The 26,075-nt window shown below is 44.7% G+C and carries 19 protein-coding genes and 1 tRNA gene; 13 read left to right on the plus strand and 7 right to left on the minus strand.

Annotation, left to right across the window (positions count from 1 at the left end; translation table 11 throughout):
* The first annotated feature begins 43 nt into the window (after positions 1-43).
* The 8 genes from murD to JZY04_RS12130 all read left to right on the plus strand — a co-directional run bounded on the left by murD (position 44) and on the right by JZY04_RS12130 (position 9,416).
* Complete coding sequence (murD, locus tag JZY04_RS12095; RefSeq protein ID WP_005812148.1) at positions 44-1,378, plus strand: UDP-N-acetylmuramoyl-L-alanine--D-glutamate ligase; 1,335 nt, start codon at positions 44-46, stop codon at positions 1,376-1,378.
* Positions 1,379-1,436: 58 nt separating this feature from the next.
* Entirely contained in the window at positions 1,437-2,732 is a 1,296-nt protein-coding gene (locus JZY04_RS12100) for an FtsW/RodA/SpoVE family cell cycle protein (protein ID WP_005779278.1), read from the plus strand.
* Position 2,733: 1 nt separating this feature from the next.
* Positions 2,734-3,876, plus strand: coding sequence for an undecaprenyldiphospho-muramoylpentapeptide beta-N-acetylglucosaminyltransferase (gene murG / locus JZY04_RS12105; protein WP_122142647.1), 1,143 nt, complete (start codon positions 2,734-2,736; stop codon positions 3,874-3,876).
* A complete protein-coding gene (murC, locus tag JZY04_RS12110) occupies positions 3,873-5,267 on the plus strand; it encodes a UDP-N-acetylmuramate--L-alanine ligase (protein ID WP_122142606.1) in 1,395 nt (464 codons plus the stop codon). The genes murG and murC overlap by 4 nt, the downstream gene beginning before the upstream one ends.
* Before the next feature lie 31 nt (positions 5,268-5,298).
* Positions 5,299-6,039, plus strand: coding sequence for a cell division protein FtsQ/DivIB (locus tag JZY04_RS12115; protein WP_005779283.1), 741 nt, complete (start codon positions 5,299-5,301; stop codon positions 6,037-6,039).
* 76 nt (positions 6,040-6,115) lie between these two features.
* Complete coding sequence (gene ftsA, locus JZY04_RS12120) at positions 6,116-7,546, plus strand: cell division protein FtsA (protein WP_005822778.1); 1,431 nt, start codon at positions 6,116-6,118, stop codon at positions 7,544-7,546.
* 26 nt (positions 7,547-7,572) lie between these two features.
* The gene (gene ftsZ, locus JZY04_RS12125; protein WP_005779287.1) at positions 7,573-8,883 is read left to right on the plus strand and encodes a cell division protein FtsZ; all 1,311 of its coding nucleotides are present in this window, start codon (positions 7,573-7,575) and stop codon (positions 8,881-8,883) included.
* An 83-nt stretch (positions 8,884-8,966) separates the two neighbouring features.
* A complete protein-coding gene (locus JZY04_RS12130) occupies positions 8,967-9,416 on the plus strand; it encodes a GatB/YqeY domain-containing protein (RefSeq protein ID WP_005779288.1) in 450 nt (149 codons plus the stop codon).
* Between the two features lie 164 nt (positions 9,417-9,580).
* Here JZY04_RS12130 and recO read toward each other — a convergent pair whose 3' ends face one another.
* Complete coding sequence (gene recO / locus JZY04_RS12135) at positions 9,581-10,309, minus strand: DNA repair protein RecO (protein ID WP_122142607.1); 729 nt, start codon at positions 10,307-10,309, stop codon at positions 9,581-9,583.
* 298 nt (positions 10,310-10,607) lie between these two features.
* On the opposite strand from recO, the gene JZY04_RS12140 reads away from it, so the two are divergent.
* The 3 genes from JZY04_RS12140 to gyrB all read left to right on the plus strand — a co-directional run bounded on the left by JZY04_RS12140 (position 10,608) and on the right by gyrB (position 13,112).
* Positions 10,608-10,679, plus strand: a tRNA-Glu gene (locus JZY04_RS12140).
* Positions 10,680-10,718: 39 nt separating this feature from the next.
* Positions 10,719-10,973, plus strand: coding sequence for a 30S ribosomal protein S20 (gene rpsT / locus JZY04_RS12145; protein WP_005779290.1), 255 nt, complete (start codon positions 10,719-10,721; stop codon positions 10,971-10,973).
* Between the two features lie 180 nt (positions 10,974-11,153).
* Entirely contained in the window at positions 11,154-13,112 is a 1,959-nt protein-coding gene (gene gyrB, locus JZY04_RS12150) for a DNA topoisomerase (ATP-hydrolyzing) subunit B (RefSeq protein ID WP_220577429.1), read from the plus strand.
* Between the two features lie 95 nt (positions 13,113-13,207).
* Here the strand turns inward: gyrB and JZY04_RS12155 are convergent, their stop codons facing one another.
* The 3 genes from JZY04_RS12155 to gpmI are packed head-to-tail and all read right to left on the minus strand — an operon-like array spanning position 13,208 to position 18,327.
* Entirely contained in the window at positions 13,208-16,174 is a 2,967-nt protein-coding gene (locus tag JZY04_RS12155; RefSeq protein WP_122142608.1) for an AsmA family protein, read from the minus strand.
* Positions 16,171-16,752 (minus strand): DUF3109 family protein, encoded by a 582-nt coding sequence (locus JZY04_RS12160; protein WP_005779295.1) that lies wholly within the window; start codon positions 16,750-16,752, stop codon positions 16,171-16,173. The genes JZY04_RS12155 and JZY04_RS12160 overlap by 4 nt, the downstream gene beginning before the upstream one ends.
* A gap of 60 nt (positions 16,753-16,812) precedes the next feature.
* Complete coding sequence (gene gpmI / locus JZY04_RS12165) at positions 16,813-18,327, minus strand: 2,3-bisphosphoglycerate-independent phosphoglycerate mutase (protein WP_005779296.1); 1,515 nt, start codon at positions 18,325-18,327, stop codon at positions 16,813-16,815.
* Between the two features lie 287 nt (positions 18,328-18,614).
* Between gpmI and JZY04_RS12170 the strand changes: the two genes are divergently transcribed.
* Entirely contained in the window at positions 18,615-19,541 is a 927-nt protein-coding gene (locus tag JZY04_RS12170) for a magnesium transporter CorA family protein (RefSeq protein ID WP_032542926.1), read from the plus strand.
* Between the two features lie 11 nt (positions 19,542-19,552).
* On the opposite strand, the gene JZY04_RS12175 is transcribed toward JZY04_RS12170, so the two are convergent.
* From JZY04_RS12175 to JZY04_RS12185, 3 genes are all read right to left on the minus strand, one after another.
* Positions 19,553-20,158 carry a ribonuclease HII gene (locus JZY04_RS12175; protein ID WP_005779299.1) on the minus strand — a complete coding sequence of 202 codons (606 nt, stop codon included), beginning with the start codon at positions 20,156-20,158 and terminating at the stop codon, positions 19,553-19,555.
* Positions 20,159-20,738: 580 nt separating this feature from the next.
* Positions 20,739-22,943, minus strand: a complete 2,205-nt coding sequence (locus JZY04_RS12180; protein WP_005779303.1) for a sodium-translocating pyrophosphatase — start codon at positions 22,941-22,943, stop codon at positions 20,739-20,741.
* Between the two features lie 121 nt (positions 22,944-23,064).
* The gene (locus JZY04_RS12185; RefSeq protein WP_122142609.1) at positions 23,065-23,619 is read right to left on the minus strand and encodes a hypothetical protein; all 555 of its coding nucleotides are present in this window, start codon (positions 23,617-23,619) and stop codon (positions 23,065-23,067) included.
* Positions 23,620-23,860: 241 nt separating this feature from the next.
* On the opposite strand from JZY04_RS12185, the gene JZY04_RS12190 reads away from it, so the two are divergent.
* Entirely contained in the window at positions 23,861-26,020 is a 2,160-nt protein-coding gene (locus JZY04_RS12190) for an alpha-galactosidase (RefSeq protein WP_220575453.1), read from the plus strand.
* Positions 26,021-26,075 lie beyond the last annotated feature (55 nt).

Below are 26,075 nucleotides of genomic sequence, written 5' to 3' on the forward strand. Positions count from 1 at the left end.
GACCGTACACAAAACTCCGGTTGATAAACCATAACTAAAAATCATGAAAAGAATTGTAGTATTAGGAGCCGGTGAAAGCGGTGCGGGAGCAGCCGTTCTGGCAAAAGTAAAAGGATTCGATACTTTCGTATCGGATATGTCTGCCATCAAGGATAAGTATAAAACTCTCCTTGACAGCCATGGCATTGCCTGGGAGGAAGGCCGGCACACAGAAGAACGGATTCTGAATGCAGATGAAGTGGTGAAGAGCCCCGGAATTCCTAATGACGCCCCCCTAATTCTGAAATTGAAAGAGCAGGGTACGCCTATTATCTCTGAAATAGAATTTGCCGGCAGATACACTGATGCAAAGATGATCTGTATCACCGGTTCGAACGGAAAAACAACTACGACCTCACTTATCTATCACATCTTTAAAAGTGCCGGATTAAATGTGGGACTTGCCGGCAACATTGGTAAGAGCCTGGCATTACAAGTAGCGGAAGAGGAGCATGACTATTATGTAATTGAACTGAGTTCATTCCAGCTGGATAATATGTATAAGTTCCGTGCGGATATCGCCGTGCTGATGAATATCACACCAGACCATCTGGACCGATACGATCACTGCATGCAGAACTATATCAACGCAAAATTCCGTATTACACAGAACCAGACATCAGAAGACGCTTTTATCTTCTGGAATGATGACCCTATCATCAAACGTGAACTGGATAAACACGGCATCTGTGCCCACCTGTATCCATTCTCGGCAATTAAAGAAGAAGGGTCTATCGCTTATGTAGAAGACCATGAAGTAGTGATTACCGCACCAATTGCCTTCAACATGGAGCAGGAACAATTGGCTTTGACGGGACAACATAACCTTTATAACTCTTTAGCTGCCGGGATTTCTGCAAATCTGGCCGGCATTACCAAAGAGAATATACGAAGGGCACTCAGCGATTTTCAAGGGGTAGAGCACCGTTTGGAAAAAGTAGCACGTGTACGGGGGATTGATTTTATCAACGACTCCAAAGCAACCAACGTCAACTCTTGCTGGTACGCTCTGCAAAGTATGACCACCAAAACAGTGTTGATCCTCGGGGGTAAAGATAAAGGGAATGATTATACGGAAATAGAGGAGCTGGTTCGGGAAAAATGCTCGGCATTGGTTTACCTTGGATTGCACAACGAAAAACTCCATGAGTTCTTTGATCGCCTGGGACTTCCCGTAGCAGAAGTACAAACCGGCATGAAGGATGCTGTAGAAGCAGCCTACAAACTGGCAAAAAAAGGTGAAACGGTATTGTTAAGCCCGTGCTGTGCTTCATTCGACCTTTTTAAGAGTTATGAGGACCGGGGTGACCAATTTAAGAAGTATGTAAGAGAATTATGAAATAAGAGTCTCTGAGCTTTAAAAAGGCAGGACTCCTAAGAGCTAAAAACTAAAAGCCGTGGATTTATTAAAGAACATATTCAAAGGTGATAAGGTAATCTGGATCATTTTCCTTTGCCTCTGCCTCATCTCTATTATAGAGGTGTTTAGTGCTGCCAGTACACTGACTTATAAAAGTGGTGATCACTGGGGACCCATCACACAGCATTCCATCATCCTGATGATCGGCGCAATCGTGGTGGTTTTGATGCACAACATCCCTTATAAATGGTTTCAGGTGTTCCCGGTCTTCCTGTACCCCATTTCGGTAGTGCTGTTAGCTTTCGTCACATTGATGGGAGTCATCACAGGCGACCGTGTAAATGGGGCTGCCCGCTGGATGAGTTTTATGGGATTACAGTTTCAACCTTCGGAACTGGCCAAGATGGCAGTAATCATTGCGGTTTCCTTTATTCTTTCCAAAAAACAGGATGATGAAGGAGCCAATCCGAAAGCCTTTAAATATATAATGATACTGACCGGACTGGTGTGCATGCTCATTGCTCCGGAAAATCTTTCGACAGCTATGCTGCTGTTCGGAGTCGTAGTATTGATGATGTTCATCGGGCGTGTCGCCTTCAAAAAGTTAGCTATGTTATTAGGCGGACTGGCACTGGCTGGGTGTCTGGGAGTAATCTTCCTGCTGGCCATACCTAAAGACACCGACATTCCGTTCCTCCACCGCTTTGATACCTGGAAAAGCCGTATCACCAACTTCACTGAGAAAGAGGAAGTACCGGCTGCAAAGTTCGATATTGACAAAGATGCCCAGATAGCCCATGCACGTATAGCCATTGCTACCAGTAACGTGATAGGTAAAGCTCCGGGAAACTCGATTCAACGCGATTTCCTGAGTCAGGCATTCTCCGATTTCATTTTTGCCATTATCATTGAAGAGTTGGGGCTGGTAGGAGGAGCCTTTGTGGTTATTCTCTACATCTGGCTGTTGGTTCGAACAGGCCGAATCGCCCAGAAATGTGAACGTACATTTCCGGCATTCCTTGTCATGGGAATCGCCTTGATGCTGGTATCACAAGCCATACTGAACATGATGGTAGCTGTCGGTTTGTTTCCTGTCACAGGACAGCCCTTACCACTAATCAGTAAAGGAGGGACAAGTACCCTGATCAACTGCGCCTATATCGGAATGATATTGAGTGTCAGCCGTTATACCGCTTATCTGGAAGAGAAAAAAGATAATCCCGCTCCCCTCCTTACCGGAGAAGAAGGGAGTGAAACCGTTGCAAGCGAAGCCCAAACAGCAGCTGAGCCTACAGCGGAAGTCTTAAACAGTGATGCAAAATTTGAAGAGTGATATGAATAAGGAAAATAATAAAGAGGGACGGGATGACACTTTAAGGATCATCATCAGTGGCGGTGGTACCGGAGGACATATTTTTCCGGCTGTATCCATTGCAAACGCCATAAAAGAATTACGTCCCGATGCACAAATCCTGTTTGTAGGAGCCGAAGGAAGAATGGAGATGCAACGAGTACCGGATGCAGGCTATCAGATCATCGGATTGCCCGTAGCAGGATTCGATCGCAAACATTTGTGGAAAAATGTTGCCGTATTACTGAAATTGGCACGCAGCCAATGGAAAGCGCGCAGCATTATCCGTCAGTTCCGTCCACAGGTAGCAGTAGGAGTAGGCGGATATGCAAGCGGTCCGACATTAAAAATGGCCGGAATGATGGGTGTACCCACCTTAATACAGGAGCAAAACTCATATGCCGGAGTAACCAACAAACTATTGGCAAAGAAAGCACGGAAAATCTGTGTAGCATATGATGGGATGGATAAATTCTTTCCGGGCAGCAAAATCATTATGACAGGCAACCCGGTACGTCAGAATCTGTTAACGGAGAAGCCGGAACAAAAACAAGCTATTCGCTCTTTCGGACTGGATCCGGAGAAGAAAACCATTCTGATTCTGGGGGGAAGCCTGGGCGCCCGCACAATCAATAATACATTGATTGCCGGATTGCAGTTGATTCGTCAGACTAAAAATGTACAATTCATCTGGCAAACAGGAAAAATCTATCACCAGCAAGTAACGGAAGCCGTAAAAGTTGCCGGAAACATTCCTAATCTGTATGTGACAGACTTCATTAAAGATATGGCTGCCGCATATGCTGCTGCCGACTTGGTTATTTCGCGTGCAGGTGCCGGCTCCATTTCCGAATTCTGCCTGTTGAATAAAGCAGTTATCCTGGTTCCGTCTCCCAACGTAGCAGAAGATCACCAAACCAAAAATGCATTGGCATTGGTGAACAAACGAGCTGCCATCTACGTAAAGGACGCAGAAGCGGAAGAGAAATTATTATCCGTGGCATTAGAAACCATAGCAGATTCCGGAAAACTAAAAGAACTTAGTGAAAACATCGCTCACCTGGCCCTACCGGATTCTGCCATCGTGATAGCAAAAGAAGTTATAAAATTAGCACAACAGCCATGAACATAGAAACTATTCAATCTGTATATTTTGTCGGTGCAGGAGGTATCGGAATGAGTGCCCTCGTACGCTATTTCCTTTCTAAAGGGAAGGTAGTGGCAGGCTATGACCGTACCCCCAGTGAACTGACTCAACACCTTATAGAAGAAGGAGCACAGATTCATTACGAAGAAAATATCAATCTTATCCCGGATGCCTGTAAAGACCCAGCCACGACACTGGTCGTTTTGACTCCTGCCGTACCTCAGGAACATGCCGAATTGACTTACTTCCGTGACAACGGATTCGAAATACAAAAGCGTGCACAAGTATTAGGCACCATCACCCATTCCAGTAAAGGGCTTTGTGTAGCCGGTACACATGGTAAAACCACTACATCAACGATGACGGCCCATCTGCTTCATCACTCGCATATAGGCTGCACTGCCTTTTTGGGAGGTATTTCCAAAAATTATGGAACGAATCTGTTACTCTCTCCAAGCAGTCCGTATACCGTAATCGAAGCTGACGAATTCGACCGTTCATTCCACTGGCTGTCTCCATATATGTCTGTCATTACCGCAACCGATCCGGATCATCTGGATATTTATGGAACCGAACAGGCTTATCTGGAAAGCTTTGAGCACTATACCACATTAATCCAGCCGGGAGGGGCACTGATCATCCGCGAAGGCATTTCTCTTCAGCCTAAAGTGCAAGAGGGTGTCAAGATTTACACCTATTCACGCGATAAAGGAGACTTCCATGCTGAAAACATTCGCATTGGAAACGGAGAAATCTTCATCGATTTTATAGGACCGGATATTCGCATCGACAACATTCAGCTGGGAGTGCCCGTAAGTATCAATATAGAGAATGGAGTCGCTGCCATGGCACTTGCCTATCTCAATGGAGTGACCGCTGAAGAAATCAAACAAGGAATGGCAAGTTTCCGAGGTGTGGACCGTCGATTCGACTTCAAGATCAAAAACGACCAGATCGTGTTCCTGAGTGACTACGCTCATCATCCCTCCGAAATCAAACAGAGTGTGATGTCCATCCGTGAACTCTACCGGGATAAAAAGATCACCGCTGTTTTTCAGCCACACCTCTATACCCGTACACGGGACTTCTATAAAGAATTTGCCGATAGCTTGTCGCTACTCGACGAAGTAATACTGGTAGATATCTATCCGGCGCGCGAACAGCCTATTCCAGGGATAACCAGTCAGCTGATATATGATAACCTACGTCCGGGTATTGAAAAAAGCATGTGTAAGAAAGAGGAAATACTCGATGTGTTGAAAACGAAGCATATCGAGGTGTTGATCACGTTGGGAGCAGGAGACATAGATAGCTATGTCCCGGATATTTGTGAACTATTGACCCGAAGGATAACTCCATCGGACAATTAATTTGTAAATCGTCAAAACAATAACTTTCCTCATGATAAAAAGAATCCTTCTGACCATCGTCATGTTACTTCTCATAGCCTATCTCGTAGCGGCTGTGACAGTATTCAACAGCAAACCTGCCCATCAGGTCTGCCGCGACATGGAATTAGTAATAAAGGATACGCTCAATGCCGGTTTCGTCACTAAAAACGAGGTAGCTGCCATCCTGCAAAAGAAAGGCATTTATCCCGTTGGAAAGAAAATGGACCGCATTCACACCAAAACGCTGGAAAAAGAGTTGAACAAGCATCCGCTGATCAATGAAGCACAATGCTATAAAACTCCAAGCGGCAAACTTTGCGTGGAAGTGACCCAACGTGTACCGATTCTCCGCATCATGAGCAACAATGGCGAAAACTACTATCTGGATAACAAAGGTAAAGTGATGCCTCCCGATGCAAAATGCGTAGCACACCGGGCAATTGTCACCGGAAATGTAGAAAAGTCGTTTGCAATGAAGGATTTATATAAGTTTGGTGTATTTTTGCAAAACAATCCGTTCTGGGAAGCCCAGATTGTGCAAATAAACGTGCTCCCCGGGAAAGAGATCGAATTGATTCCCCGTGTAGGTAATCATATTATCTATCTGGGCAAGTTAGAACATTTTGAGGATAAACTGGGACGATTGAAGACCTTTTACGAAAAAGGGCTGAACCAGGTGGGATGGAACAAATATTCACGCATCAGCCTGGAATTCGGTAATCAGATTATCTGCACAAAAAAGAAACAATAATTCGTAAACAGCTAAACGTACCTTTGTGTTAAAGAGATGAGTTTATAATACAAAAGGGAATAAAATAGAATTTTATATGGCAACAACAGATTTTATCGCCGCTATTGAACTGGGTTCATCGAAAATAGCCGGTATAGCCGGAAAGAAGAATAGTGATGGAAGCATACAGGTATTAGCTTATGCCAGGGAGGATTCGTCTTCATTCATCCGGAAAGGAGTGATTTACAATCTGGATAAAACGGCACAGAGCCTGACCTCCATCATCAATAAGCTGGAGGGTGCTCTCAACAACTCAATTGCCAAGATCTATGTGGGTATCGGGGGGCAATCGCTCCGTACGGTACGCAATGTAGTTAGTCGCGATCTTGAGGAGGAGACCATTATCTCTCAGGAATTAGTCGACTCCATCTGTGACGAAAATCTTGAGATACCACTGATCGATATGGATATACTGGACGTTGCTCCGCAAGAATACAAAATTGGAAACAATCTCCAGGCAGATCCCGTCGGTGTGGCAGGAAGCCATATTGAAGGACGCTTTCTGAACATTGTGGCACGTGCTTCGCTCAAAAAAAACCTGGAACGCTGTTTCGAACAAGCTAAAATTGAAATAGCAGATTTATTGATCTCCCCGCTGGTTACTGCAGATGCAGTGCTGACGGAAAGTGAGAGACGTTCCGGCTGTGCACTGATTGATTTCGGAGCCGACACATCGACTATTTCCATCTATAAGAATAACATTCTCCGATTCCTTACCGTACTGCCATTAGGAGGAAACAGTATTACTCATGATCTCGTTTCCCTTCAGATAGAAGAGGAAGAAGGCGAACGCCTGAAAATCAGATATGGTAACGCCTTTTACGAAGAGGAAGAAGGCGAAGAACCTGCTACCTGCCAACTGGAAGAAGGAGGTAGAACCGTAGAACTCGGCAAACTGAATAATATCATCGAGGCGCGTACTGAAGAAATTATCGCAAACGTATGGAATCAGATTCAACTTTCAGGGTATGATGATAAACTGTTGGCCGGACTTATCATTACAGGAGGAGCCTCCAATCTGAAAAACCTGGACGAAGCTCTCCGCAAACGAAGTAAGATAGAAAAGGTGAGAAGCGCACGATTCGTACGCAACACCATTCATGCAGACGAAGATGTTGTGAAGAAAGACGGTACACAAAACACCTTATTCGGACTGCTTGCTGCCGGCAATGAAAACTGTTGCCTGCAAGAGACACCTGCTCCCCAGCCGCATGTACAACCTCAGCCTCAACCCGAACCGGTGAATATGTTTGAAGAAGATGAGAGTCTGAAAGAACAGGAAGCCGCTGCACGTGCTGCCAAAAAGAAAAAAGAGGAAGAGGAAAAAAGACGGAAAGAAGAAGAAAAGCAACGTAAACTGGAGGAGAAAAAAAGAAGAGAAGAAGAAAGAAGAAACAAACCGAATTGGTTTAAATCGACTTTCGACAAACTTTCTAATGAGATTTTCTCCGATGAAGATATGAAATAAAGTGATAATTCATAATACAATATAATATGGACGAGATAGTACAATTCGATTTCCCTACAGATTCGCCGAAAATCATCAAAGTGATTGGTGTAGGAGGTGGTGGAGGTAACGCCGTCAACCACATGTACCGGGAAGGCATACACGACGTGACATTCGTTCTCTGCAATACCGACAACCAGGCATTGGCTGAGTCTCCTGTACCGGTCAAACTGCAACTGGGACGTTCCATCACGCAAGGACTCGGTGCCGGAAACCGTCCGGAGCGTGCACGTGATGCTGCCGAAGAGAGCATCGAAGACATAAAAAACCTGCTGAATGATGGTACCAAGATGGTATTTATCACTGCCGGAATGGGTGGAGGTACCGGAACCGGAGCAGCCCCCGTCATCGCCCGTATCGCTAAAGAGATGGATATCCTGACTGTCGGAATCGTTACCATCCCTTTTATCTTTGAAGGCGAAAAGAAAATTATCCAGGCTCTGGATGGAGTAGAACGCATTGCCCAACATGTAGACGCTTTGTTGGTGATCAATAACGAACGCCTGCGTGAAATTTATTCCGACCTGACCTTTATGAACGCATTCGGCAAGGCAGATGACACACTGTCAATCGCAGCCAAAAGTATTGCCGAAATCATCACCATGCGGGGTACGGTAAACCTGGACTTCGCTGATGTGAAAACAATCCTCAAAGACGGTGGTGTAGCCATCATGAGTACCGGATTCGGTGAAGGAGAAAACCGCGTAACCAAAGCAATCGACGACGCACTCCATTCACCGTTACTCAATAACAATGACATCTTCAATGCGAAGAAAGTCATGCTGAATGTTTCGTTCTGTCCTGCTTCCGAACTGATGATGGAGGAGATGAATGAAGTGCACGAGTTTATGAGCAAATTCCGCGAAGGTGTGGAAGTGATCTGGGGTGTGGCTATGGATACCTCACTGGATACGAAAGTGAAGATCACTGTGCTTGCTACCGGTTTCGGTGTGGAAGACGTACCAGGTATGGACGACCTACACGAGAAACGCAGTCAGGAAGAAGAAGAACGTCAGTTGCAGCTGGAAGAAGAGAAGGAAAAGAACAAAGAGCGCATTCGTAAAGCATATGGTGAAAGTGCCAGTGGCATCGGAACGCGCAACCTGCGGAAACGCCGTCATATCTATCTCTTCAATCCGGAAGATCTGGACAATGATGATATCATCGCTATGGTAGAAGACTCTCCTACTTACCTTCGCGACAAAACGACTTTGGGTAAGATCAAAGCAAAAGCCGCATTGGAAGAAGAGATAGCTACTGAAGAAGCTATAGATGACAGTGGAGTTATCACATTTTAATAAATAGCTAAATATATCGATCATTAACCCGGATTTACCAATTATAAACCATAAATCGTTAAATCATAATATAACATAACATCATGGATTTATTCGAAAGAGTCAGCGAAGACATTAAAAACGCAATGAAAGCGAAAGATAAAGTAGCCCTTGAAACCCTTAGAAATGTAAAGAAGTTCTTTCTGGAAGCTAAAACTGCTCCGGGAGCCAATGACATCCTTACAGACGCAGATGCACTGAAAATCGTGCAAAAACTGGTAAAACAAGGTAAAGATGCTGCAGAAATATATATAGGACAGGGTCGTCAGGACTTAGCCGATGCAGAATTGGCACAAGTACAAGTCATGGAAACCTATTTACCGAAACAAATGACTGCCGAAGAACTGGAAACTGCACTGAAAGAGATTATTGCTGAAGTAGGTGCTACCAGTGGTAAAGATATGGGAAAGGTAATGGGAGTAGCCTCCAAGAAACTTGCCGGATTGGCCGAAGGACGCGCTATTTCAACTAAAGTAAAAGAGTTGTTGGGATAATCTCAACGTATAAATCCTGCTTATAAGAGAAGCTACACAATAGCTATACTCTCTTTTAAAAGAAATCTACCCCCGGATGTACACAGAGTTACATCCGGGGGTATCTTGTTTACAGACACGGATTACCAAAGCCAAATGAAGTACATAGAAATGGGCAAGAGATACTAATCAAATAATTCCTTCAATACATCCAATGATTTCAGTACAGGAAAATCAGGAAGATGTAACTGGTAATACTCATTAATAATAGCCAGGCATCGGGCCCTTTCCGTACGGTTCATTCCGAAAAGGTGCATTGTCTCATAGTTCATACGCATCAATTGCAGTAATCTCCCAGCTTCATCAGGCTGGATATAGCAAGAATGAAGTTGAGGACGAACCGAAGTAAAGTTAGCATTCAACATATCAAAATAGTCACCCGTATGATAATCATCCAGATTGGGATACAATCCCAGAAAGCGGGAAAGACGCATCAGAAACACCAGATGAAAATTGGCAAAGCTAATCTTACAAGCATCCAACCACAAGATAGAATGCTGTAAATAGGCAAACAATGGGCGGTTCTCCGCCTCTTCGCGAATGGCACGATAAAGAAATTCCGCAAGGAAAAGAGCTATAGCCGATTTAAAAGGATCATAAGGAATGGAGGCGAACGGACTAAAGGATTTAGCTTCCTTAATTCTGAAAAGCGAAGTATTCGGCCGATAATCTGCCTCAAACTCAATCAGCGCCAACGGCTGGAATAGTACTGATTTGACAGCAGCCTTCTTAGAGCGTGGCACAGCAACCAGAAAAGATGCACGTCCTGAAAGCTCAGTATACATCTCAACGATATTTGAAGTATCGTTATACTTTAGTATATGAAGAACGATTCCAACTGTTTTTTGCAGCATATCTCTAACTTTTCTTTCGGGTAACAAAGCTACGAAAAAAGTGTGAATAGACAATCAAAGACTCCTATCTCAAAAAAAAGTTCATATCCCGAACAAAACGCAAAAAGAACATATATCACTGATTATCAATGAATAAACAAAGAAAAACAATATATCTATCAAAAATAATTGGAATTTTTTTCTGCAAATAGTTTGGTAGTTTCAAAAAAAGGCCTACCTTTGCACTCGCAATCGGGAAACAACGATACAGAACGAAAGCAAAGCGAAACAAAAAGAGCAGAAATGTTCAATACAGGATGGCCCGTTCGTCTATCGGTTAGGACGCAAGATTTTCATTCTTGAAAGGGGGGTTCGATTCCCCCACGGGCTACAATTAAAAAAATAAACGAATTAAAACAGATTAGTCGAGATGGCAAATCATAAATCATCAATCAAGAGAATCAGACAAGAAGAAAGCAGAAGACTTCGCAACAGATATTATGGTAAAACCATGAGAAATGCTGTTAGAAAACTTCGTTCAACTACTGACAAAGCAGAAGCAACTGCTATGTACCCAAGCATCACTAAGATGGTAGACAAGTTAGCTAAAACAAATGTTATTCATAAGAATAAAGCTAACAACTTGAAATCTAAGTTGGCTATTTACATCAATAAGCTTGCTTAAGAAATAAGACTTATAACAGACTCTATACAATATTGAGAGCCGAACTTTTTAGTTCGGCTTTTCATGTTTAAAACCATCCCATCCGGTTTACTTTAAATTCTTCTTTTTTCACTCTTCATTCTTCTCTAACTCAGATATTTTCACTATATTTGCTCTGTTATTATAATTAGGAATCAAATTATGAGCGAAGAACAGAATCCCACCAATAACGGGTCTTATTCAGCAGATAGTATCCAAGTATTGGAAGGACTTGAAGCAGTTAGAAAACGCCCTGCGATGTACATTGGTGACATCAGCGTAAAGGGACTTCATCACTTGGTATATGAAATTGTCGACAACTCTATCGACGAAGCATTGGCTGGTTATTGCGACCATATCGAAGTAACTATCAACGAAGATAACTCCATCACCGTACAGGACAATGGCCGTGGTATCCCCGTAGATTTCCACGAAAAAGAGCAGAAATCTGCCCTTGAAGTTGCCATGACTGTGCTACATGCCGGAGGTAAATTCGATAAAGGCTCGTATAAAGTATCCGGAGGTTTGCACGGTGTCGGTATGTCTTGTGTAAATGCATTGTCTACACACATGACCACCCAGGTATTCCGTAACGGTAAAATCTACCAGCAGGAATACGAAATAGGCAAGCCCCTTTATGCAGTCAAAGAAGTAGGAACAGCCGACCATACAGGAACCAAACAACAATTCTGGCCTGACGACAGTATCTTTACCGAAACAGTCTATGACTACAAGATTCTGGCCTCACGCTTACGTGAGCTGGCTTACTTGAATGCGGGATTACGCATCTCACTGACAGACCGACGTGTAATAAACGAAGACGGTAGCTTCAAACACGAAACTTTCTACTCAGAAGAAGGTTTAAGAGAGTTCGTACGCTTCATAGAATCGTCACGCGAACACTTGATTAACGATGTGATCTATTTGAACACGGAGAAGCAGAACATCCCCATCGAGGTAGCTATCATGTATAATACCGGATTCTCTGAGAATATCCACTCGTATGTCAATAATATCAATACAATAGAAGGCGGTACGCATCTGGCAGGTTTCCGCCGTGCCCTGACCCGTACACTGAAAAAGTATGCAGAAGACAGCAAAATGCTGGAAAAGGTCAAAATAGAAATCTCCGGTGATGACTTCCGTGAAGGACTTACAGCCGTGATCTCTGTAAAAGTTGCTGAACCTCAATTTGAAGGACAGACTAAAACCAAGTTGGGAAACAACGAAGTGATGGGTGCTGTCGACCAAGCTGTAGGTGAAGTGCTGAACTATTATCTGGAAGAACATCCGAAAGAAGCAAAAGCCATTGTAGACAAGGTGATTCTGGCTGCCACTGCCCGCCACGCTGCACGTAAAGCACGTGAAATGGTTCAACGCAAATCCCCCATGTCAGGAGGCGGACTACCGGGAAAACTGGCTGACTGTTCGGATAAAGACCCGCAAAAGTGCGAATTGTTCCTCGTCGAGGGAGATTCAGCAGGCGGTACAGCCAAACAAGGCCGTAACCGTGCATTCCAGGCCATCCTTCCACTACGCGGTAAGATTCTGAACGTAGAGAAAGCAATGTATCACAAAGCTCTTGAAAGTAAAGAAATACGCAATATCTACACCGCCTTAGGCGTTACCATCGGCACTGAAGAAGACAGTAAGGCTGCCAATATCGATAAGTTGCGCTATCACAAGATCATCATCATGACCGATGCCGACGTCGATGGTTCACACATCGACACACTGATCATGACCTTCTTCTTCCGGTATATGCCGCAAATCATACAGAATGGGTATCTCTATATCGCAACTCCCCCACTCTATCTCTGCAAAAAAGGTAAAGTAGAAGAGTATTGCTGGACAGATGCACAACGCCAGAAGTTTATCGACACTTACGGTGGCGGTTCGGAAAATGCAATTCATACACAACGTTACAAAGGTTTGGGTGAAATGAACGCCCAACAGTTGTGGGAAACAACCATGGACCCTGAAAACCGTATGCTGAAACAAGTTAATATTGACAACGCAGCAGAAGCCGATTATATCTTTTCCATGTTAATGGGTGAAGATGTAGGACCACGCCGCGAATTCATAGAAGAGAATGCAACGTATGCAAATATCGATGCATAATTCGTAATATAAACACCAACCTCACATCTTACAACGAAGAAGCGCCGGTACTGAAGGAAAATCCTTCGGACCGGCGCTTTTCTTTGACTATCTTTTTATCTGGGCCTTCGTCCGGTAATTACTCTCCGGAAGCGGTTAACAATCTCGTTACCCATATTCACACGGGTACTGTCCACCCGATGCACTGCAGCGGGGGTAACCGCATCTTTATACTTAGCCTTGCCAATGCGGAATTTCATTTTATCCAGATTACCCGTAATATTTACTCCGGCTTTAAACGGCAATGGCGATTTAAGAATGGAAATATGATAATTAAAATTCATATCCAGTCCTTGTTCACCGCCGATAGCCGCTTTATAACGGTCTATCTCTACGAGGAACGGATAAACGGTCACATTACCGTCATGTACCGTCACATTGACAGAAATACTGTCGAATACATTTTCCTTCTTATTCTTAAACATCAACATCCTCGAAATCTCAGCAAAGGTTTCTCCATCCATCAGAACCAGACTGTCCCCTTTGATATGAATAGCCGAACGCAAAGTCGGGATACGGATATTCATAGCCGAATCCAAGCGGGCATCGGCTGCCACATCAAACATAACACGCCCTTTAAAAGAACGGAGCATGGGCACTATCGTGTCGAGTGAAGGCACGAAATCAACCAGCTTTGCAATATTGATATTCCGGATTTTGAAATCGAAACCTGCATATCCACCACGCGGGCTACTGGCCTTATAAACCATTACCGCTTTCATATCCGCATCGAGAGCGCGCATCGAAAGGTCTTCCAGATGTATGGCCTGATTTTTAATATCTACCGCACCATGCACATTTTCAAAAAGCATTTTTTCAAAAACTACCTTTTTCAAATCTGTCTGCAGTTCAAAATCTATGTTTCGGGGAATCACGAATAACTTCATCTCCGAAGGTACACTGTCGGTAAGCACTTCCGTAGTGTCCTGAGGGAAAGACAATGAATTAATTAATTGATTGCAATCTATCAGATTGGAAGTAAGGGATAAATGCGCTGTCAGCTTCTCGCCTTTCGTCATAGCCCTGTAAACGCCCTCCATATCACCGGTAGCCGTCATGTCAGAACGTCCGATACGGACAGAAGCATTCTTCAGCCTGATTTTCGGCCCATCGACTGTTACCGCTGTCTTTGCCATACGGATGGGCAATCCGAACTCCGGTGTACGGAAACGCAAACGGTCGAAACCAACAATTCCCTTAGGCACCCACAAAGAGTCATTCAATTTCTCAGCTTTCATCTTGATACCGGCCACATTCATAGCCATACGAGTCTCCGCCGCACTGAAGAAAAGCGAATCGGCACGAAGCGAGAAATCAACCGCCGGCTTTGTTACATCCGCTTCCTGAGGTTCCAAAGCCGCTTGGGCCTTAGCACGGGCACTGTATAACTTTATCGAATCTCCCATCGAAGCATGAAGTTTACTTACTTCCATATCGCACTGCAAAGAAACGATACGGGTAGTATCCTGCGGATTAGTAGAAGTTACGTTGGCAACCAACCGTTCAATATCAGAAGAAAGCAAACGGCTTCTCAACACCAGCTTCCGGATATCCACCTGAGCCTGCAGAGTCTCGTTATCACGGAAACGGAAAGTCGCATTACCCAGGAAGTTGAAATCTTTAGCAGTATCTTTCAATTCGAAATCATTCAGTTCGAGCTTGCCTCCCAACTTCATACGTCCGATGTCCTGCTTCTTCAAAGTAGAAAGACGACACTTCATTCCCATATCCGCATCCAGTTTACCCCGGATCGTCACACTTTCCTGTAACGGAAAGGTTTTGGCAAGTGCATCCAGGTCAACGGTCGACTTGGTATGAAAAGTGATCAACGGATCGTTCAACAAGTCGTCTACTTTCGCATCGGCCAGTACTTCGGTATGCGCCCCCTTAAAGTGGAAGATTTTCAGATTCAGATAAGAAGGCTGATGACGCATCAGATCGACATACGCATCAAAATCCGCCGTCACCTCATCAATGCCATACGGCAAACCCTTGTATTGTGCCGAAGCCTCTTTAATACCGATCTTCAATGACACAGCCGGTAACTTTTTGTCACCATACACACCTCTCACCCTGCCACTGACAGTAACCTCCCCTTTGGCCGATACTTTACTGTCTTTCACATATGCTTTCGGAATCATTCGAAGTACTGTCTCCATAGATGGAGCATGCAAGCCATATTCCAGATCCATACCGATCGTTTTTGCCACAGTATCCCGACGGAATGCCCCGTTCACATCCAATTGAATCCCATTTACATTAAGCTCCGTATCTTTCAGTTTCCAGACAGCAGTCTGACGATCCACCGTAATATCCGTCCGAAGAGAAGTAGCTATCTTATTGACCAGCAATTCTCCCTGTTGCCAGAAAAGTATATTCTTATTGTCGAACTTCAGTCCCAGGGTAGAAACACCTTTTGTCAATGAAAGTCTCAACTTCAGATTAGCATCATCTATCCGCGAATAGATATCCGTATTCCGGTCATCGAAAATGAGATTGGCATGTTTAAGTTCGATATTCCGGATATCAATTTCGCTATTAAAGTCAGCAGACACAGTATCCTCCGGAATCGTATCTGCCGAAGCACGGGTCACTTCCCAGTTTGCCTGTCCGGCCTTGTCCCGGTAGGCATACACTGATACTTCGTCCAAAGAGAGATTATGAACGATAATACGATTCTCCGTCAAATATGCCACCGGGTTTACAGTCAGCACACACTCTTTGAAAGAAAGCAATGAATCGGTTTTACACCAATTACTATCATTCAAAGTTCTGGACACCAGAGAGCCGTTCTTAACTTTCAGTCCAAATTGTGGGAAAGTCGAAAAGAAAGTCAATTCTACGCTTTCCATATCCAAGTGTGCATTCAGAGTCTGATTGGCAGCATCCAGCACGACCGGAGTCAGTTTCTTCGGAGTTACGATAAAATTAATCACGAAAGCAATGGCTACAAGCAGCACCAAGAGTACAGAGCCCAATGTGATGCCACTGATCTTGAGTATCTTCTTTACTTGTCTGTTCATATCATCCCTCTATCCTGTAACTCTTTTACCACAATTTCCAGTTCATCATACCACTCCTGACCAAACTTGCGAATCAACGGTTCTTTCAGGAAACGGTAGACAGGCACATTCTCTTTCCGGCCCAACAATACAGCAGCCTTACACACATCCCACCGATGGTAGTTTACCGCCTTATAAGGTCCATAATTACCTACCCGTATGGGATACAGATGGCAAGAGACCGGTTTATAGAAATTTACTTTTCCCTCCCGGTATGCTTTCTCGATGGCACAATAACAATATCCTTTCTCGTCATAACAGGTAAACACACAGTCCTTTCCGTTCACAATGGAAGTCACCAGATCGCCATCCGGATCAGTATACACCACTCCCTGCTTGTCTATCACGGCACGCGCCTCGGGTGACAATTCGTCCCAAACGACCGGAAGCACTTCCTCCAGTTTCTCCACTTCCTCCAGTTCTACCGGGGCCCCGGCATCTCCTTCAATGCAACATTCACCTTTGCAGGCATCCAGGTTGCATATAAACTTTTCGCGAAGCACATCCAGGCTTACAACAACGTCATCTATCTGAATCATAATTCTATCCTATAAAAAAGGCGGAGTAGAACTCCGCCCTCCTATCTGTTTATCAGGCTTTTACTTAATTAAAACTTGACCGTTCATTTCAGCAGGAGCTTCCAATCCCATAATCTTCAGGATAGTAGGAGCCACATCTGCCAAACGTCCGTCTGCTACCTTTGCATCTTTGTTTTCTGTCACATATACACAGGGTACAGGATTCAAAGAGTGAGCCGTATTGGGAGTACCGTCTTCATTCAGAGCGTGGTCAGCATTACCGTGGTCAGCAATGATGATAGCCTCGTACCCCTGAGCTTTGGCAGCTTCAATGGTATCTTTCACGCAAGCATCTACCGCAACTACCGCTTTCTCAATGGCTTCGTAGATACCGGTATGGCCTACCATGTCACCATTTGCATAATTCACAACGATAAAATCGTATTTATTCTCGTTGATGGCAGCCACCAATTTATCTTTTACTTCATAGGCACTCATCTCCGGTTTCAAGTCGTAAGTGGCAACTTTCGGAGACGGAACCAAGATACGGTCCTCGTTATCGTACGGAGTTTCGCGACCGCCGTTAAAGAAGAATGTTACGTGAGCATATTTCTCTGTTTCGGCAATGTGAAGCTGTTTCATTCCTTTAGCAGCCAGGTATTCTCCAAGTGTGTTAGCAACATTTTCCTTGTCGAAGAGAATGTGTACACCTTTGAACGAAGCGTCGTACGGAGTCATACAGTAATACTGCAACCCGGGAATAGTGTGCATACCCGCCTCCGGCATATCCTGTTGCGTCAAAACGACTGTCAGTTCCTTAGCACGGTCATTACGGTAATTGAAGAAAATAACGACATCGCCTTCCTTAATGGTACCGTCTACATTGGCATTCACAATCGGTTTGATGAACTCATCCGTTACACCTTCATCGTAAGACTCCTGCATAGCTTGCACCATGTCAGCAGCTTTCTTACCGATACCGTTTACCAACAGGTCGTATGCCTCTTTCACACGTTCCCAACGTTTATCACGGTCCATGGCATAGTAACGTCCGATAATAGAAGCTACTTTACCGGTAGACTTGGCACAGTGTGCTTCCAACTGTTCGATAAAGCCTTTACCGCTTTTCGGGTCTGTGTCACGTCCGTCCATAAAGCAATGAACGAAAGTATTCTCAATATTATATTCTTTAGCAATATCACAAAGTTTGAACAGGTGATCCAGAGAACTGTGCACACCGCCATCTGAAGTCAATCCCATGAAATGGATATTCTTTCCATTTTCTTTTGCATAAGAGAAAGCTGAAACGATTTCCGGATTCTTCAGGATGCTGTTATCACGGCAAGAGAGATTGATCTTTACCAAATCCTGATAAACTACACGTCCTGCACCGATATTGAGGTGACCCACTTCTGAGTTACCCATCTGTCCGTCGGGCAAACCTACGTTTTCACCGCTGGCCTGCAACTGAGAGTGAGGATAGGTCTCCATCAGATAATCCCAGTACGGAGTAGCAGTGTTGAAGATTACGTCATCTTTCCCGTGGTCGCCTAATCCCCAACCATCAAGAATCATTAAAAGGGCTTTCTTACTCATAATATTCTAAAATTTAATTGTCGTTCTGATTTTCGGGTGCAAAGGTACAAAAAAGTTAATTACGAACACGTTTAATCTATGTTAAGCTATCTCCCTATCAGACAAAAAGGAAGAAAAAATGCGGTGGATTTGAAATGATTTCCTTACTTTTGCGCCGCTTTAAAAATAAAAAACAGAATATGGACGATTCAAACCCGCGAACGTGCAACAGTATTAACTAACACGAACAGAGTCATTCTGCGGTAATGCCTCTGCTCGGACATCAACAAACGAAAGGAGGCAATAAGATGAGAACATATCTTTATTGTGAAGCCGGCTTTGTGGAAAAAGCACAATGGCTTCCGAACAGCTGGGTCAACGTAGTGTGCCCGGACAGCAGTGATTTTAAATTCCTGACCGAAACGCTGAAAGTCCCTGAATCTTTTTTAAACGATATAGCCGATACCGATGAACGCCCGCGAACGGAAACCGAAGGTAACTGGCTGCTGACCATTCTGCGCATACCGGTACAGAACACTCAAAGCAGCCTCCCCTACATCACCGTCCCCATCGGCATCATCACCAACAATGAAATCATTGTTTCGGTATGTTACCATCAGACGGATATGATTCCGGATTTCATCGAGCATACCCGTCGGAAAGGAATCGAAGTGCGCAACAAACTCGATCTGATTTTCCGCCTGATTTATTCCTCGGCAGTCTGGTTCCTGAAGTACCTGAAACAGATAAATATTGACATCACCGCTGCCGAGAAGGAATTGGAACGCAGCATCCGTAACGAAGATTTACTACGCTTAATGAAGTTGCAGAAGACACTGGTCTACTTCAACACCTCCATCCGCGGCAACGAAGTGATGATCGGTAAACTGAAAACCATCTTTCAAGATACCGACTTTCTGGATGAAGAGTTGGTGGAAGACGTTATCATTGAACTGAAGCAGGCGTTCAATACGGTCAACATTTACAGCGATATTCTCACAGGGACGATGGATGCCTTTGCGTCTATCATTTCAAACAATGTGAACGCCATCATGAAACGCATGACAAGCCTTTCCATCACATTGATGATCCCCACGTTAATAGCCAGTTTTTATGGCATGAATGTGGATATACACCTGGAAGAGATGCCTCATGCCTTCATGCTGATTATTCTGATATCCGTACTCCTGTCGACTCTTTCTTTTGTTATCTTCAGGAAAATAAAGTGGTTCTGATAAAGGATTGTCTATTTAGGAAACAACTCCAGCTGTCCATCGCCTAACAGGTTGAAGGTCATACGATGATAAGGAGTAACACCGTTTTCGGCAATAGCCGCACGGTGTTTTTTCGTCGGATACCCCTTGTTATGGTCCCAGCCGTAACATGGAAATTCCTGATGCAGCCCATTCATATAGTCGTCACGATACGTTTTTGCAAGAATAGAGGCGGCAGCTATCGAAAGATACTTGCCGTCTCCCTTTACGACGGTGGTGTGGGGAATATCGGGATATTTCCTGAAACGGTTTCCATCGATCAGCAGATGCTGAGGACGGGTTTTTAGCCCATCTACTGCCCGGTGCATGGCAAGAAACGAAGCATTCAGGATGTTTATCTTATCAATCTCTTCGGGTGAAACAATGCCGACTGCCCAAGCGATGGCTTCCCGTTCAATCACTTCGCGCAAAGCATAACGTTGTTTCTCGGACAACTGCTTGGAGTCATTCAACAACTCGTTCTCAAAATCTTTGGGCAGGATCACAGCAGCGGCATAAACCGCACCCGCCAGACAACCACGTCCAGCTTCATCACAACCGGCTTCTATCAGTTCTTCGTTTAACCAGGGTAAGAGCATCGTTTCTTTTATTTAACATGGCAAATGTAATCAATTAAACGGAAATGAACAACAGAACAAACCGAATCTCATCTTACTATCCGGAATAGGAGTATCTACCTTTTCTGCAAAAAGATTAAGAAGAAAGCAAGCATCCGTCATAGCATCTATAACACATTAAGAATAAGAGAACAAGCATCTGTTACCATAACTTTATCCCGGCCCGCATACCCGGGCTCATAAGCCCGGGTATGCGGGCCCATGGGCACAGGTATGCGGGCTCACCAGCCCGGGTACAAGGGCCGGGATAAACTTCAAACCATAATCGCTAAAGGTATGAAGGAAAGCAAAATGCTATTACTGACATTTATCCATAGAAAAGCAGTTTCATCTATCTAACTCCCAGATATTTAACATTAAACCAACCTCCCTGAAAGAGGGTGGAAGATGGAAGATAGAGGTGGAAGATAAACGGCCTTAAAAACGCATCTTCCACCTTGTTAACACACAATAATACAAGCAATTGGTCATTAAAAGGTGGAAGATGGAAGATCGAAACACATTTTCTGTAGGAGAAGGATAAAACGGTCTTTTTTAGAACTCAGAACAGGCTCCAGGCAACAGTCAATCCCGCCATGACGATAGCAACCATGCTCATCAGTTTAATCAGGATATTCAGGCTCGGACCGGACGTATCTTTAAACGGATCACCGACAGTATCACCCACCACTGTAGCTTTGTGTACCTCGCTGCCTTTACCGCCAAAGTTCCCTTCTTCCACATATTTCTTCGCATTATCCCATGCTCCGCCGGCATTGGCCATGAAAATGGCAAGTACAAACCCACTGCTCAATCCGCCAATCAGCAAGCCTAATACACCGGGGACACCAAATATCAGCCCGGTAAGAATCGGCGCAACGATGGCAATCAGAGAAGGAACCACCATTTCACGTTGTGCCCCTTTCGTAGAGATAGCGACGCAACGCTCGTAATCCGGTTCGGTCTCTCCGGTCAGGATACCTTTCATCTCGCGGAACTGACGTCGTACTTCATCTACCATGTGTCCGGCCGCACGACCGACTGCATTCATAGTCAGTCCACAAAACAGGAATGCCATCATCGAACCGAGGAACATACCGGAAAGTACTTTCGGATTCATCAGGTTTACTTCATAGTAATTCATGAAGTCTACAAATGTGGCATTAGCCGTAGTAATGGTATCTCCATTCGGGAAGGTCAGTTCCAGATTACCCAAACGGGTCAGTCCGATACGGATCTCCTCGATATAAGATGCCAGCAATGCCAATCCTGTCAGAGCTGCCGAACCAATGGCAAACCCTTTTCCGGTAGCCGCCGTTGTATTTCCCAGCGAATCGAGCGCATCGGTACGTTTACGGACCTCTTTACCCAAAGCGGACATTTCTGCATTGCCACCGGCATTATCTGCTATCGGGCCATAAGCATCCGTAGCAAGCGTGATACCCAATGTAGAAAGCATACCGACAGCAGCGATACCGATGCCATAAAGCCCCATTCCTACATTGTCGAAGTCGAAACCGGAAGCCAGCAAATAGGAGGCAATGATGCCGATCACCACCGCAACCACCGGAATAGCCGTAGATAACATACCAAGCCCGATACCTGAAATAATAACTGTGGCGGGACCGGTTTTACCGCTTTCACTCAACTTCTGAGTAGGACGATAGGATTGAGAAGTATAATATTCCGTCGAACGACCGATGACAATACCCACAACCAGCCCTACAACTACCGCGCACGAAATCCACATCCAGTTGTCCAGTCGCAAGAGCCATAGGATGAAAAAAGTAGCCACTACAATCAAAGCCGAGCTCAGATTTGTTCCCCAAGCCAACGAACCAAGCAGATCCTTCATGGTGGCATTCTCCTTGGTGCGGACAGAGAAAATACCGATAATGGAAAGAATGATACCGATAGCAGCAATCAGCATCGGGGCAATCACAGCTTTAAACTGCATCACCGTATCACCCGTATGAATAAAGGCGGCAGCACCCAAAGCAGCCGTTGCCAGAATAGAACCACAATAAGATTCATACAAGTCGGCACCCATACCTGCCACATCGCCTACATTATCACCTACATTATCGGCAATGGTAGCAGGATTACGCGGATCGTCTTCCGGAATGCCGGCCTCAACTTTACCTACAAGATCGGCTCCCACATCAGCGGCCTTTGTATAAATTCCCCCGCCTACACGGGCAAAGAGCGCCTGTGTACTGGCACCCATACCGAAAGTGAGCATCGTAGTGGTAATGATACAGAGTTTATGGGTAGGTGTCAGTGCATCAGCGGGAATCGCCCAGTTAAGCAACAAATACCAGAAAGAGATGTCGAGCAACCCCAACCCTACTACCACCAGTCCCATCACAGCCCCACTTCGGAAGGCAATCCTAAGTCCGGCATTCAGTGACGTACGCGCAGCGTTAGCAGTACGTGCCGAAGCATAAGTGGCAGTTTTCATTCCCAGAAAACCCGAAAGTCCGGAGAAAAAGCCCCCGGTCAGAAAGGCTATCGGTACCCAGGCATTCTGTACCTGAAAACCATAAGCCATTACAGAGAACAGAATCACGAGTCCCAGAAAGACCCAGCCAACAATCTTATACTGTTGCTTCAGATAAGACATAGCGCCCCGACGTACAGCAGCGGCAATCTTAATCATTTGCGGAGTACCTTCGCTCTCTTTCATCATTTGCTTATGAAAATAGAGCGCAAAACAGAGAGCCAGAACAGAGGCAAGCGGAACAAGCCAGAAAAGGATGCTATCCATAGACGTACAATATTTAAAGGTTTAACGAAAGCCTAAAAGTATTGAATCTAAACGAGATAACCAAATATTTTTGCCTTTTGCTTCTGCCAGCCCCGAAAAATGGGAGCAGATACAAAACGCTTCATCTCTCCTGCTTCTTTAAATAAAACGCCGGACAACGACTGTTCAGAAAAACAATTTTCCCTTCGCAGAAAGTCAATTTGCCATACTGTTTGTAAAGCCACTTCCGATGTTGCTCGTCGGAAACGCCTTGCCGCTCTATCAATGAATCAGACATTACAAATCCGCCACTGCTCAGCCGAATAGTATACCACGTACGAGGATTCTTATCTCGTGTTACCCGTCTTTTATTTACCCGATAAGTTTCCGTACCGCTCGTGACGCGTTTCGTGGAAATATGCACAGTATCCCGGTAATGGAAACGTAATCCATCATAATATATCTGCTCCGGCTTTCTTGAGGAGCTCTTCTTCTCCCACAACTTAATATCATATACCGAATCATTGACCGGATTAATCGCTAAACGATAGTCCTGGGTCATGAAGCCGTCAGCACGGTGAATCCTATGCTCTCCTATCATCTCATCGGGAATCGGTCGCCTGTAGAGATTGCAGGCGGTAATCAGAAAAAGAAGCACAAGCATAGCTCCCGGAATTAGTTTCAGATTTGTTTTCATCCTCCTTTATTTTTAGCTCTCCAAAATTACACAATTTTATGTTATGCAAAAACAAAGTAGCGGAACGATAATTCCCGCAATAAAGGAATCTGCCCTGAAAGTTGCACTACTTGCCGGAGAACCACTTAACAAACAGAAGTATGGATTCCCGTTTGTTTCCTTTCGTTTCATTTGTGAATATAGCGAAGTTTCCTTTACTTTGCATGCACAATGCATATTTTATAACATCAATAATAATACCATGAAAAAATTACTTGCAACACTATTGGTTCTTACAGCCTGCCTCCATGTAAGTGCACAAGAATCGAAGCAGATTCGCATCTCGACAGAACGGACAGACCTTATTTTAGAGGTCGCTCCGAACGGACGCCTATATCAGGCTTATCTGGGTGACAAACTATTAAACGACCGGGACCTGAGCCACCTTTCAGGGCGATCCCGCGGATGGGAAGTATATCCGGGATCCGGTGGGGAAGACTATTTCGAACCGGCTGTAGCCATTACAAACAACGACGGTAACCCCAGTACCATCCTGCGTTATGTGTCCTCGGAACAGAAAACAGTAGAAGGCAGGACAGAGACCATCATCCGGATGAAAGACGACCAGTATCCGGTAGATGTGACGTTGCACTATGTATCTTATCCTAAACAAAATGTAATCAAAACATGGAGTGAGATCACGCATCAACAGAAGAAACCGGTCACTCTATGGCGTTATGCTTCAACGATGCTTTATTTCGCAAACCAAAAATATTATCTCACCGAATTCAGCAGTGACTGGGCCAAAGAGGTACAGATGAGTACACAACAATTGCAACCGGGCAAAAAAATTCTCGATACAAAATTAGGAAGCCGCGCAGCCATGCACATGCAACCTTTCTTCGAACTCGGACTGGAACAGCCTGCACAAGAACATCAGGGACAAGTAATGTTGGGTACCATTGGCTGGACAGGCAACTTCCAGTTTACTTTTGAGGTAGACAACGAGGGGAACTTGCGGGTAATCCCTGCCATCAACCCATATGCTTCGGATTATCAATTAAAAGCAAACGAAATATTCACTACCCCGGAATTTATCTTTACCCTGAGTAACAACGGTACGGGAGAAGCCAGCCGCAATTTACACAACTGGGCACGCAACTACCAACTGAAAGATGGCCAGGGAGACCGGATGACTCTCCTCAATAATTGGGAGAACACTTATTTCACTTTCGATGAAGAGTTATTGGGTAAATTGATGAAAGAAGCCAAACATCTGGGTGTAGATATGTTTCTGCTCGACGATGGCTGGTTTGGGAATAAACATCCACGCAACGACGATCATGCCGGCCTGGGCGATTGGGAAGCAATGAAAAGCAAACTTCCCGGAGGTATCCCTGCATTAGTAGAGAAAGCGAAAGAAGCCGGTGTCAAATTCGGTATCTGGATAGAACCGGAGATGGTGAATCCTCAAAGTGATCTGTTCGAAGCACATCCCGACTGGGCAATCCATTATCCGAACCGTGAAACTTATTATTACCGCAATCAATTGGTACTCGACCTGAGCAACCCCAAAGTACAGGATTTCGTATTCGGCGTAGTCGATAAGATTATGACGGAAAACCCTGATGTAGCTTTCTTTAAGTGGGATTGCAACAGCCCCATCACCAATATCTATTCTCCCTATCTGAAAGACAAACAAGGACAACTCTATATCAATCATGTACGCGGTATATATAATGTATTGAAACGGGTCAAAGAAAAATACCCCAATGTCCCGATGATGCTATGTTCCGGCGGTGGTGCACGTTGCGACTACGAAGCACTGAAATACTTCACAGAGTTTTGGTGTTCGGACAATACCGATCCGATAGAGCGTTTGTTCATCCAGTGGGGTTTCTCACAATTCTTCCCTTCCAAAGCCATGTGTGCCCATGTTACAAGTTGGAACAGCAGGACGAGTGTAAAGTTCCGTACCGATGTTGCCAGCATGTGTAAATTGGGATTCGACATCGGCCTGAAAGATATGAAAGCGGACGAACTGACTTATTGCCAAGAAGCCGTGGCAAATTATAAGCGCCTGAAGCCTGTCATACTGGATGGTGATCAATACCGCCTCATCTCTCCATATGAAAGCAATCACATGGCGATTATGTATGCCGCACCGGATGCTTCGAAAGCTGTTCTCTTCGCGTATGATATCCATCCCCGCTTTGGCGAGAAACTGCTCCCGATTAAGCTCCGGGGACTTGATGCCGGAAAAATGTACCGGGTGAAAGAAATTAATCTAATGCCGGGCCGGAAATCGAATCTGCCGGGTAACGAAAAAACTTTCTCCGGTGATTACCTTATGAAAGTTGGGTTGAATGCATTCACTACTTCACAGACCAATAGCCGAGTGATAGAATTGATAGCTGAATAAATTCAACTGCGATCAATCTCTCCCCCAATAATGTGAAAGGCGAAACGTCATCAGA

It is taken from the genome of Bacteroides sp. 11BF, from assembly GCF_019633765.1.
In the GTDB taxonomy this organism is placed as follows: domain Bacteria; phylum Bacteroidota; class Bacteroidia; order Bacteroidales; family Bacteroidaceae; genus Bacteroides; species Bacteroides hominis.